Source organism: Deinococcus metalli (assembly GCF_014201805.1).
GTDB lineage: Bacteria > Deinococcota > Deinococci > Deinococcales > Deinococcaceae > Deinococcus > Deinococcus metalli.
Genome location: NZ_JACHFK010000002.1, coordinates 21,541 through 32,994 on the forward strand (window position 1 = coordinate 21,541; position 11,454 = coordinate 32,994).

Here is an 11,454-nt window from a genome sequence, read left to right on the forward strand (position 1 = left end):
AGAGCGAGTGACCGCGATAGACAGCCGCCTGCGTGGAGTTGATGGGCGGCGTTTGGCCCATCAACGGAACGGAGCACCGCTATGGGAATCGATGGCGGCGGCACCCACCGCGTCCAGCACGGCCGTCACGACGCGCGCGGCCTCGGCGGCGGGGAGCACGACCACGCCGTTGTCGTCTCCGACGATCAGATCGCCGGGGTGCACGGGCACGCCGCCCAGGGCCACGGGCACGTTCACCTCGCCGTGTGGGCCGCGAAGGCCCGCCTGGGGAATGCGGCCGGTGCACACCACGGGGAAGCGCAGGGCACGGACCGCGCTCACGTCGCGGCATGCCCCGTCGATCACGGCGGCCACCACCCCCCGGGCCTGCGCCGCGCGGGTGGTGTTCTCGCCCCAGAACGCCGAGTGGTCGGTGCCGTGCGTGTCGATCACCACGACGCTGCCGGCCGGGGCTGCCGCGATGCCGGCGTACACCGCGCCCAGGTCGGTGCCCACGGTGCGGACGGTCAGCGCCGGGCCGGCGAAGGTGGCGCCCGGCCACACCGACTGGAACGCGCGGCCCAGCGCGCCGGTGTGCCCCAGCGTGTCGCTCAGGTCGCAGGTGAGGTCGCGGCCGGGCAGCAGGGCGGCCAGCCGGGCCACGGGTTCGGCCAGATCACTCATCCGCCCGCTCCGAGCGCCCACCATAGCCGCGCCCACGCCTCCTGGCCCTGGGACACACGCGGAATGCGGAAGAACTCGTCCGGCGCGTGGATATTCTCGTCGCCCACCGCGAAGGAGAACAGCAGCGAGTCCAGGCCCAGCACCGACTGGAAGGTCTCCAGGATGGGAATCGAGCCGCCCATGCCGACCTCCAGCGCCTCGGTGCCGTAGACGTCACGCAGCACCCGGCGCGCCGCCACCCGCGCCGGATGCGTGGCCGGCAGGGCGTACGCGCGCGCGTGGTGGTTGCCCGGTACGAACTCGATACGGACGCCGGGCGGCGTCTCGGCGCTTAGGTGGTCGCGCAGCAGCCGGTGGACGCGCTCCGGGTCCTGGCCCGGCACCAGGCGGCACGAGAGCTTCACGTGCGCCTCAGCGGGCAGCACCGTCTTGCTGCCCTCGCCGGTGTAACCGCCCCACATTCCGTTCACCTCGACGGTGGGGCGGTGCCACTGGCGTTCCAGGGTGGTGTATCCCGCCTCGCCGTAGATGGCCGGCGCGCCGGTCTGCTGCAGGTACGCGGCGTCCGTGAAGGGCAGGGTGGTCAGGGCCTCGCGCTGCTCCGGCGGCAGCTCGGTCACGCCGTCGTAGAAGCCGGGAACGGTCACGCGGCCGTGTTCGTCGTGCAGGCCGGCGACCAGCGCCGCCGCCGCGTGCAGCGGGTTGTGGACGCTGCCGCCGTGCCGCCCGGAGTGGAGGTCGTGCGCCGGGCCGTGCACCGTGAACTCCAGCGCCGTCAGGCCCCGCCCGCTGACGGTCAGCGAGGGGAAGTCGGCACTCCACATGCCGCCGTCGGCGCTGATCACGAAGTCCGCCCTCAGCTCGGCAGCGCGCCCCTTCACCAGCGCGGGCAGGTGCGCGCTGCCGACCTCCTCCTCGCCCTCGAACAGGAACTTCACGTTCAGCGGCAGGCGGCCGGTGGCGCTCAGCAGGGCGTCGGCGGCCTGCACCGTCAGCAGTAGCGGCCCCTTGTCGTCGCTGACCCCGCGCCCGTACACGCGCTCGCCCACCACCGTGGGCGTGAAGGGCGGCGTGTGCCAGCGCTCCAGCGGGTCCGGCGGCTGCACGTCGTAGTGGCCGTACACCAGCACGGTCGGGGCGTCCAGTGCGCCCAGCCACTCGCCGTACACGGCGGGATGCCCGGCAGTCGGCCACAACGAGACGCTCTTCATCCCGGCGCACTCCAGCCGGGCGGCCAGCCACGCCGCTGCCCGCTCCATGTCCGGCCGGTGTGCCGACTGCGCGCTGACGCTGGGAATACCCGCGAACTCGATCAGTTCGGCCAGCGAGGCGTCCGCCCGCTCCCGCAGCAGGGCCAGCGTGGCCTCCAGACCGGCGGGCACCGGGGCCGCGCCGGGAGAGGACGTGGCGGTCACTTGCCGCCGTCCACGCTGAGCACCTGCCCGCTGATCCACCCGGCCTGCTCCGACGCGAAGAACAGCACGGCATGGGCGATGTCGTCCGGCGTGCCCAGGCGCCTCAGGGCGATGTTCTGCACCAGCTTGCGCTGGCCCTCCTCGCCGTAGCTCTCCCACTGGCGCTCGGTGGTGGGGTTGCTGCGCACGAAGCCCGGCGCGACGTTGTTCACGGTGACGCCCCACTCGCCCAGCTCGTGCGCGAGCTGTCTCGTCAGGCCGATCTGCGCGGCCTTCGCGCTCGCGTACGCCTGGATACCGGTCAGGCTGATGCCCAGGCCCGCGCCGGAACTGATGTTCACGATCCGCCCGGAACGCTGGCGCTTCATGTGCGGCGCGGCGGCCTGCGCGACGTTGAAGGCCCCGTCCACGTTCACCGCGAAGATCGAGCGCCAGTCGGACTCGCTGATCTCCTCCAGCGGCCGGCCCACCTGTCCCAGCACCCCGCCCGCGTTGTTCACGACCACGTCCACTCGCCCGGTCTCGGCCGCGGCACGCTCCACGAGGGCGTGGACGGCGGCGCGGTCGCTCACGTCCACCCGCGCGGTCTGCACCGCGTGCGGCCCGGACGCGCCCGCCGCGGTTTCGGTCAGGCCAGCCTCGTTCACGTCGCAGGCGTACACGCGCGCGCCCCGCGCCGCGAAGGCCTGCGCGATGGCCCGGCCGAAGCCGTGGCCGGCACCGGTCACGATGACCGTCTGCCCGCTGAACTCGATGTTCATGCGCTCACCCCGCTCATGGCCGCGCGCATGGCCCGCAGGTTCGGGCCGTCCTCGCCCGCCGGGTCGAGGGTGTGCCGGCCGTCCTCGATGTCGTGGATCAGCTGCACCAGCAGCGAGCACAGCGGCGTGGGCACCCCGTGCTCCCGCCCGAAGTGCACCACCCAGCCCACCTGCGCGTCCACCTCGGTGCGGCGGCGCCTCACTGCGAGGTCGCGCCAGATGCCGCTGTGGGTCTTGGCGCTGCGGCGGTTGAAGGCGACCATCGCGTCCATGCTGGAGCGCGCCTGCACGTCGCCCGCGCCCGGCAGGAACGCGGCCGGGTCGAAGCCGTTGAAGCCCTCGGGCGTCACACCGTGCGCCCGCGCCACGCGCATCACCTCGCGGCCCAGCTCGACGTACATGTCGCGGTTCTCCGGCCGCGCCAGGGCGTCCGCGATGCCGTCGTCCGTCACGGCTGTGGCGAACAGCAGCGCGCCGTACCCGAGCTTGCTCCACAGGTACCCCATGATGTTGCCGCTCAGCACCGCCATCGGCTCGAAGTGCCGCAGCAGCGCGTGGACGGCGTGCGCCCGCGCGCTGAGAGTCCCGTCCTGCTCGCCCACCACGACCGCGCCGCGCCCGGCATAGGTCACCACGCCCGGCTCCAGGTAATCCGCGCCGAAGTTCACGAACGAGCCCAGCACCCGCTCCTGCCCGAAGATCTCGTTCAGGATCAGCGGATTCAGGCCGTTCTGCACCGATACGACTGCGCCGGACGGCGCGACGTGCGGCGCGAGCGCGTCGCCGGCGGTCCGAGTGTCCTGCGCCTTCACGCACAGCAGGGCCAGCGGCCACTGGCCGCTCAGCTCGTCCGGCGTGCACGCGGGCGCCGAGACCGTGAATTCCTCGATGGGGCCGGTGATGTGGAGGCCACGCTCACGGATGGCCCGCACGTGATCTGCCGCCACGTCCACGAAGGTCACGTCCACGCCGGCCCGGATCAGGTACGCGCCGATGGTCCCGCCGATCGCGCCCGCGCCCCAGATCAGCACACGTTGCTGACTGTCCTCGCCTGCCGCGCTCACTCGAGCCACCCGCCAGTCAGCAGGTCGCGCGTCTCCTGCACGGCCACGTCCCAGATCGCCTGCATGTCGGCGTCCGGGCGCTGGAAGCGGCCCCCATAGTTGCCCTCGCCCAGGTAGTTGCGCAGCGCCTGCGGCGACAGCAGCCGCAACCGGTCGAGGTTGACCGCCGGCTTCTCGGCGTCCGGCATGACCACGCCTTCCAGGCGCGTCCACGGGAAGTTCTCCATCCACGACGCGTGGCTGGCGTTCGTGTCAGTGGCCTGCACCTGTGCCCACACGCGCGGCGCGTTCCACCAGTTGTGGAACTTGACCTGCGCGCCGGGGTGATCCGCCATCCACTCGCCGCTGAGCCCCAGCGCGGGCGAGTTTCCGCCGTGCCCGTTCACGATCAGGATGCGGCGGAAACCCTGCTCGTGCAGGCTGTCCAGGACGTCGCGCACCACGCTCAGGTACGTGCCGACCCGCAGGGTCACGCTGCCGGGATAGCCGCGGAAGTACGGCGTGATGCCGTAGGGCAGCACCGGGAACACCGGAATGCCCAGCGGCCCGGCCGCCTCGTGCGCCAGCTTCGACGGCAGGATGTTGTCCACCGCGAGGCTCAGGTACGCGTGTTGCTCGGTGCTGCCCAGCGGCAGGACACAGCGGTCGTCTCCCTGGAGGTACGACTCGACCTGCATCCAGTTCATGTGCTCTATCGGGGTCATCACGTCTCCTTGCGGCGGGCGTCCACGGCGGGAAGCACCAGCCCTTCCACGTCGCGCGGGTCGATCATGTGGCGGTATTCGAAGGCAGGTGTGCCGGGCGAGAGGTCGCGGACCATCTCGGAACCGGTGGCGTACACGATCACGTCCGCGCCCTCCAGCACGCCCTGGAGGCCCGGCGCGTGCAGGTGCGTGGTGGCGAGGTCCGAAACGTGCGGCGCGAAGCGCTTCACGCCGCCCAGGAAGGTCGGCAGGAATTCCTCGAAGGTGGTCACCAGCGCCACACGCGTCAGCGGACTGAGCGCCGCCAGCGCCGCGCGGGTCGCCTGGCTGGGAATGAAGCCCACCGGGATGACGTCCACGCCGGGCAGCAGCGCCTGCGTTTCCGACAGCCGGTGCGCCAGGGCCAGCACCACGTCCGCTGCGTGGGCCGCGCCCAGGCTCTCGCCGTGCTGGAGTTCGCCCAGCGTGACGGCCTGCACGCGGTCTTCGGGGCGCAAGAAGGGCTGGAGGTCCGCGGCGTAGCTGCGGGTGGCGTCCGCAAAGAGCCCGACCAGGAGCACGCTCACGCCGCTGGGCGCGTCGGCGCCGCCGCGAGCGAGCAGCACCTGCGCGACCTCCCCGATCTGCCGCAGCGTGAAACCCTCATGCTGCGCCTGCCGGATGGCCTCCTGCATCAGCGTGCGCAGCCGCGCGTGGTCCGGTCCGGCCGGGGTGCGCGGGGCGTCGGCCACGTAGGTGCCGCGCCCACGCGCCGTGACGATCAGGCCCGCAGACAGCAGTTCCTTGTACGTCTGCGCGACCGTCACGTGCGCCACGCCCAGTTCCTGCGACAGCTCCCGCACGCTGGGCAGCCGGGTACCGCGCGGGATCTCCCCGCAGGCGATGCCGTACTCCAGCTGTCCGCGCAGCTGCGTGCCCACCGGCACGTCCAGCGTGCGGTCGATGCTGAGCGGGCGGGCCAGGGCGGAGGCGCTGACCGGCGTGCCGACGCTGACGCCGGTCATGGCGTTGCCGTCCCCGGCTGCGGATCGTACAGGTGGCACGCGACCTGCGTGCCGCTGCCCTGCGTGAGCAGCGCCGGGCGTTCCTCGGCGCAGCGCGCGAAGGCGTGCGGGCAGCGGGTCCGGAACGCGCAGCCGCTGGGCACGTTCAGGGGGCTGGGCAGTTCGCCACTCAGGGCGGGCGCGGCCGTGCGCGAGCCGGGCTCCAGGGTGGGGGCGGCGGCCAGCAGCGCCTGTGTGTACGGGTGCAGCGGGGCCTGGAACATGGTCTGGGTGTCGGCCACCTCGACCACGCGGCCCAGGTACATCACCGCCACGCGGTGCGACAGGTGACGCACCAGCCGCAGGTCGTGCGCCACGAACAGCACGGTCAGGTGCAGCCGTTCCTGGAGTTCCAGCAGCAGGTTCACGACCTGCGCCTGCACCGAGACGTCCAGCGCGGAGACCAGTTCGTCCGCGATCAGCACCTCGGGTTCCAGCGCCAGCGCCCGCGCGATCCCGATACGCTGGCGCTGCCCGCCGGAAAATTCGTGCGGAAGCCGCCCGGCCGCTTCCGGCGGCAGCCCGACCAGCGACAGCAGCTCCGCGATGCGGCCTTCCACCTGATCCGCCGGGCGCATGTGGTGGACCGTCAGCGCCTCGCGCAGCACCTGCTCCACGGTCATGCGCGGGTTCAGGCTGGAGTACGGGTCTTGGAAGATCATCTGCACCGAGCGGTTGTACGCGCGCAGGGCGGCACCGCGCAGCGCCGTGACCTCCTGTCCGCCGTAGCGCACGCTGCCCGAGTCGGCGTCGTAGAGCCGGACCAGCGTGCGCGCCAGGGTGGACTTGCCGCAGCCGCTCTCGCCGACGATGCCCAGCGTCTCGCCCCGGCGCACGTCCAGATTCACGTCCGTCAGGGCCTGCACCACCCGTCGCGGCTGCCCCCGCCAGCGCGCCAGCACGGACTGCGGCGCGGCGAAGGTCTTGGTCAGGCCGGTGATCACCATCACGTCCTGCGGGGCCGGCGTGGTGGTGGAGTGTTCCGACGACACGGCGGTCATGCGCTCACCTCCACGCGTTCACGGGTGGACGGCAGTTCGGCCGCGTGCACGCACGCGCTCGTCCGCTCCGGGGCGATGTCCACCAGCGGCGGCTCGGCGCCCACGCACGCGTCCGTGGCGTAGGTGCAGCGCGGCGCGAACGCGCAGCCCTGCGGCAGGTGGCGCAGGTTCGGCGGGCCGCCGGGGATCGGCACCAGCGGTGTGCGCTGCGCCTCCGCGCCCGGCAGGCTGCGCAGCAGGCCCAGCGTGTAGGCGTGCCGCGGCTGCGCGAACAGGTCCCGCACCGGGGCCGTTTCCATCAGCCGGCCGCCGTACATCACGGCCACGCGGTCGCAGGTCTGCGCGACCACCCCCAGGTCGTGCGTGACCAGGATGATGCCCATGTGCAGTTCCTCGCGCAGCTGCAGCAGCAGGCGCAGGATCTGGTCCTGGATGGTCACGTCGAGCGCGGTGGTGGGTTCGTCGGCCAGCAGCAGCTTCGGCTCGGAGGCCAGCGCGATGGCGATCATGGCGCGCTGGCGCATGCCGCCCGAGAACTGGTGTGGGTAGTCCGACAGCCGCGCGCGCGGGCTGGGAATGCCGGTCAGGTCGAGGAGCTGCGCCGCGCGGTCCTGGGCCGCCCCGCCGCGCAGGCCCCGGTGCGCCCGCAGGTTCTCCACGATCTGCTCGCCCACCGTGAGCACCGGATTCAGGGCGCTCATGGGTTCCTGGAAGATCATGCCGATCTGGCCGCCGCGCACCCGGCGCAGCCGCGCCTCGCCCGCACTCAGCAGGTTCTCGCCGCCGTACACGACGTCGCCGGTCATGGTGATGGGCGGCCGGTGCAGGCCGGTCAGGGCGCGCAGCGTGACGCTCTTGCCGCTGCCGGACTCCCCGACCAGGCCCAGCACCTCGCCCGGCTGCACGTCGAAGCTCACGCCGCGCACCGCGTGCAGCGTGCCGGTCGGCGTGGGAATGCGGACATTCAGGTCGCGCACGCTCAGCAGGGCGGCGCTCACGAGCGGGGCCTCAGCGCGTCGGCCAGTCCGTCGCCGATCAGTGAGAACGTCACGCCGGCCACGGTCAGGGCCAGGCCCGGGAAGGTCGAGATCCACCACGCGGTCGCCATGAAGTTCTTGCCGTCCGCGACCATCACGCCCCACTCCGGGGTGGGCGGCTGCGCGCCCAGGCCCAGGTAGCCCAAAGACGCGCCCAGCAGGATGCCCAGGCTCATGTCGGTCATGAGATACACGATGGCCGGCGTGACCGCGTTCGGCAGCAGGTGCCGCAGCAGGATGCGCGCGGGCGAGTAGCCCAGCACCCGCCCGGCCTGCGCGTACTCGGCCTTCTTCTCGCTCATGACCTGCCCGCGCGTCAGGCGCCAGTACGACACCCACCCGACCGCGCTGACCGCCACGTACATGTTGGTCAGGCCCGGCCCCAGCACCGCCACGATGGCGATGACCAGCACCAGGAACGGGAAGACCACGACCAGGTCCGCGATCCGGCCGACCAGGGCGTCCGCCCAGCGGCCCAGGAAGCCGGTCAGCGCGCCCAGCAGCGTGCCGAAGATGAAGGGGAAGAGGGTGGTGAACAGCGCGATCTGCAGGTCCACGCGGGTGCCGTAGATCACGCGGCTCAGCACGTCGCGCCCGAAGTTGTCGGTGCCGAAGGGATGCTTGGCGGTGGGGCCCTGCAAGATGGCGTTGTAGTCGAAATCGGTGGGGCTGTGCGGCGCGAGTGCGGCCGGGAACAGCGCTGCGAGAATCAGCAGCAGCAGCAGCACCAGCCCGATCAGCAGCGTGGGTTTGGGCCAGCGCCGGGTGCGGGCGGGCGCGGTGGCCGGAGCGGCGACGGCCGTCACCGGAGGCTCCGGGGGAAAGAGGGGCTCATCAGCTCAGCTCCGTGCGGGGGTCGAGGCGGGCGTGCAGGAGGTCGGTGGCCAGGAACACCAGCGACACCAGCACGGCGAAGGTCAGGGTCAGGCCCTGGATGACGGGGTAGTCGCGGCCGAAGATGGCGTCCACCATCAGGCGGCCGACGCCGGGAATGGCGAACACGGTCTCGGTGATCACCGCTCCGCCGATCAGCGCGCCGATGTTCAGGCCCAGCAGCGTGACGGTGGAGATCAGGGCGTTGCGCAGCACGTGCCGCAGCATGATCACGCGGGTCGCCATGCCCTTGGCCCGCGCGAATTCCACGTACTCGGCAGTCAGCACCTCGATCACCGAGGCGCGCAGCGTGCGCACCAGCACTGCCGCGAGGTTCAGGCCCAGCGTGAGGGCCGGCAGGAACAGGTGGTACAGGTGGTCGCCGAAGGTCACGCCGTAGCCGCCGATGGGAAACCACCCCAGCCGCGCGCCAAGCAGCGTCAGCAGTTGCAGCGCCACATAGAACACCGGCAGCGACAGGCCCACCTGGAACACCGCGCGGATCACGGCGTCCACCCAGGTGTTGCGGCGCACGGCCGCCAGCACCGCCAGCGGCACGGCCAGCAGCGTGCCCAGCACCGCCGCGTACACGGTCAGGAACAGCGTGATCGGCAGCCTCTCCCCGATCAAGCGCAGCACCGGCACCTTCAGGCTGATCGAGTCGCCCAGGTCGCCGCGCAGCAGGTGCTGCACGAAGATCAGGAACTGCACCGGCAGCGGCTTGTCCAGGCCCAGGTCGCGGTTGGTGCGCTCCACGATCTCGGCCGTGGCGCGGTCACCCAGCACCGCGCTGGCCGGATCGCCCGGCAGCAGCCGCACCAGCAGGAACACCAGCAGCATCACCGCCAGGAACGTGGGGATGATCTGCAGCAGGCGCCTCAGAACGTAGGAGTTGGACATGGGGCCTCCAGCACGGACGCCGCACCACAGAGGATGCGGCGCCCGAAAAAGATCAGAGAGCGTGCGGTCAGGTCACGCTTATTTGTCGAGCCACGCTCCGGAGAAGATGTTGTTGCCCAGCGGGATCTGCACGAAGCCCCCGACCTTCTTCGACAGCGCCACCGGGTACGGAGTCTCGTACAGGTAGATGATCGGCGCGGCGTTGGCGTACAGCGTCTGGATGCGGCGGTAGTCCGACGCCCGCTTCACGCGCGACAGTTCCTGCTGGCTCTGCGCGAACAGCTTGTCGATCTCGGCGCTCTTGAAGCCGGTGTGTACCGACTCCACGTTGTCGTACACCGCGTAGTACGTGGTGATCTGCGAGGGGTCGTTGATGTCGTTGGTCCACGCGGCCGTACGCATCTGGAAGTCGTTCGCGCGGTAGCGGGCGGTCTTGGTGGCGGCGTCCACCTGCTCGATCTTGAGCCGCACGCCGATGGCGGCCCACATCTGCTGCAGCGCGGTCAAGAGCGCCAGATCGTCCGCGCTGCCGGAGGTGGCGAGCACGCTGACCTCGAAGCCGCCGGCGTACTTGCTCTTGGCCAGCAGCGACTTGGCCTTGGCGAGGTCGTACGGGAAGCCCTTCTGGGTGGTGTCGAACAGCGGCGTGGTCGAGGACATGTACGACGTCATGGCCTTGCCGGTTCCGTAGGTCACGACCTGGATCAGCGCGTCCTTGTTGGTGGCGTAGTTCAGGGCCTGCCGGACGTTCACGTCGCTCAGGGGGTTGGCCGCGCCGCTCTTGAGGGTCGGGCGGTTGTTCATCAGGATGCTGTTCACCTTGGTCGAGGGGAACAGGGTCATGTTGACGTTCGGGTTGGCCTTGAGTTCCGACACGCGGCTGAGCGGAATGAACTCGGCGCCCTGGATTTCACCGGCCTGCAGCTTGAGGATGCGGGTGTTGTCGTCCGGGATGATCTCGAAGCGCACGCTGTCCAGGTAGGGCAGCGCCTTGCCGTCCGTGCCCTTCTGCCAGTAGTAGGGGTTGCGCTTGAGCACCATGTACGAGCCCTTCTTCCACTCGCTGAGCACGAAGGGGCCGGAGCCGATGGGCTTTTCCGCGAAGGCCTTGGCCTTGTCGGCGTCGGTCGCGCCGGCCGCGGCGGTGAACAGCTTCTGCGGCATGATCGCGGCGTTGAAGGTGGCGAGCGCGGCGGCCAGCGTGGGGTCCGGCTGCTTGAGCTTGAGGGTCACGGTGCTGCCGCTGGCCGTGATCGAGTCGATGCTGGCGAGCGAGCTGCTCCACGCGCCGTTGTCGGGCTTGCGGGCGCGGTCGAGCGACCACTTCACGTCCGCGGACGTCAGGGCACTGCCGTCGGCGAACTTCAGGCCGGGGCGCAGCGTCAGGGTGAAGGTCTTGCCGTCCGCCGAGGCGGAGTAGCGGCTGGCCAGGCCCGGCTGCACGCCCTTGCCGTCGGCGGTGGGCTGCAGCAGCGTGTCGTACAGGTTGGTCAGGATCCAGATGTCGAGGTTGGCGTCGTTCAGGACGGGGTCGAGGAACAGCGAGTCGGCGTAGCGGCCGTAGACCAGGGTGCCGCCCCGGGTGACGGCGAGTGAGTGGGACACACTGAGCGCGGCGGCGATGGCGAGCGTGGCACGTGACAGTCGTTTCATACCCCAACCTCCAGAACGTTCATAACACCTGACGGAATGTTATGCGGAACCATAACACCCGCTGAACGATCTGACAAGGCCGACTTCATCGGGTTCGTGGGCACGGCGGATTGGCGTGCTGGACGTCAGATCTGACCGGCAAGCCTCCGTTCCTGGGCTGACTCCGGAGTCACTTTGCCAAGCTGTCTAGATTCCCGGACGATGTGCTTCCCGGGCGCTGGACGGTCGAGCGCGTTCGGCGGAGATGGACGCCCAGTCCTCACGGGACACTCAGGTTAGCGTTCCTTTTATGCGGCTGGGCGCAGGTTTCTGGGATGTCGTACAGAAACCGGCATCACAA

At 70.8% G+C, this 11,454-nt stretch carries 11 protein-coding genes; all 11 read right to left on the minus strand.

Features of this window, described 5'->3' with window-relative positions; translation table 11 throughout:
- Positions 1–60: 60 nt before the first annotated feature.
- The gene (locus HNQ07_RS05270; RefSeq protein WP_184109906.1) at positions 61–663 is read right to left on the minus strand and encodes an RraA family protein; all 603 of its coding nucleotides are present in this window, start codon (positions 661–663) and stop codon (positions 61–63) included.
- A complete protein-coding gene (locus HNQ07_RS05275; RefSeq protein ID WP_229831868.1) occupies positions 660–2,078 on the minus strand; it encodes a dipeptidase in 1,419 nt (472 codons plus the stop codon). Before HNQ07_RS05275 ends, HNQ07_RS05270 begins: the two co-directional genes overlap by 4 nt.
- On the minus strand, positions 2,075–2,839 hold the full coding sequence (locus HNQ07_RS05280; RefSeq protein ID WP_184109907.1) for an SDR family NAD(P)-dependent oxidoreductase: 765 nt from the start codon (positions 2,837–2,839) through the stop codon (positions 2,075–2,077). The genes HNQ07_RS05275 and HNQ07_RS05280 overlap by 4 nt, the downstream gene beginning before the upstream one ends.
- Complete coding sequence (locus HNQ07_RS05285; protein WP_184109908.1) at positions 2,836–3,903, minus strand: ketopantoate reductase family protein; 1,068 nt, start codon at positions 3,901–3,903, stop codon at positions 2,836–2,838. Before HNQ07_RS05285 ends, HNQ07_RS05280 begins: the two co-directional genes overlap by 4 nt.
- Positions 3,900–4,607, minus strand: coding sequence for a creatininase family protein (locus tag HNQ07_RS05290; protein ID WP_229831867.1), 708 nt, complete (start codon positions 4,605–4,607; stop codon positions 3,900–3,902). The genes HNQ07_RS05285 and HNQ07_RS05290 overlap by 4 nt, the downstream gene beginning before the upstream one ends.
- Positions 4,607–5,611, minus strand: a complete 1,005-nt coding sequence (locus HNQ07_RS05295) for a GntR family transcriptional regulator (protein WP_221274804.1) — start codon at positions 5,609–5,611, stop codon at positions 4,607–4,609. Before HNQ07_RS05295 ends, HNQ07_RS05290 begins: the two co-directional genes overlap by 1 nt.
- Positions 5,608–6,651 carry an ABC transporter ATP-binding protein gene (locus HNQ07_RS05300; RefSeq protein ID WP_229831866.1) on the minus strand — a complete coding sequence of 348 codons (1,044 nt, stop codon included), beginning with the start codon at positions 6,649–6,651 and terminating at the stop codon, positions 5,608–5,610. The genes HNQ07_RS05295 and HNQ07_RS05300 overlap by 4 nt, the downstream gene beginning before the upstream one ends.
- Positions 6,648–7,649 (minus strand): ABC transporter ATP-binding protein, encoded by a 1,002-nt coding sequence (locus HNQ07_RS05305; protein WP_184109909.1) that lies wholly within the window; start codon positions 7,647–7,649, stop codon positions 6,648–6,650. The genes HNQ07_RS05300 and HNQ07_RS05305 overlap by 4 nt, the downstream gene beginning before the upstream one ends.
- The gene (locus HNQ07_RS05310; RefSeq protein ID WP_184109910.1) at positions 7,646–8,494 is read right to left on the minus strand and encodes an ABC transporter permease; all 849 of its coding nucleotides are present in this window, start codon (positions 8,492–8,494) and stop codon (positions 7,646–7,648) included. Before HNQ07_RS05310 ends, HNQ07_RS05305 begins: the two co-directional genes overlap by 4 nt.
- 28 nt (positions 8,495–8,522) lie before the next feature.
- Positions 8,523–9,461, minus strand: a complete 939-nt coding sequence (locus HNQ07_RS05315) for an ABC transporter permease (protein ID WP_184109911.1) — start codon at positions 9,459–9,461, stop codon at positions 8,523–8,525.
- 78 nt (positions 9,462–9,539) lie between these two features.
- A complete protein-coding gene (locus tag HNQ07_RS05320) occupies positions 9,540–11,114 on the minus strand; it encodes an ABC transporter substrate-binding protein (RefSeq protein ID WP_184109912.1) in 1,575 nt (524 codons plus the stop codon).
- Between the last annotated feature and the right edge of the window lie 340 nt (positions 11,115–11,454).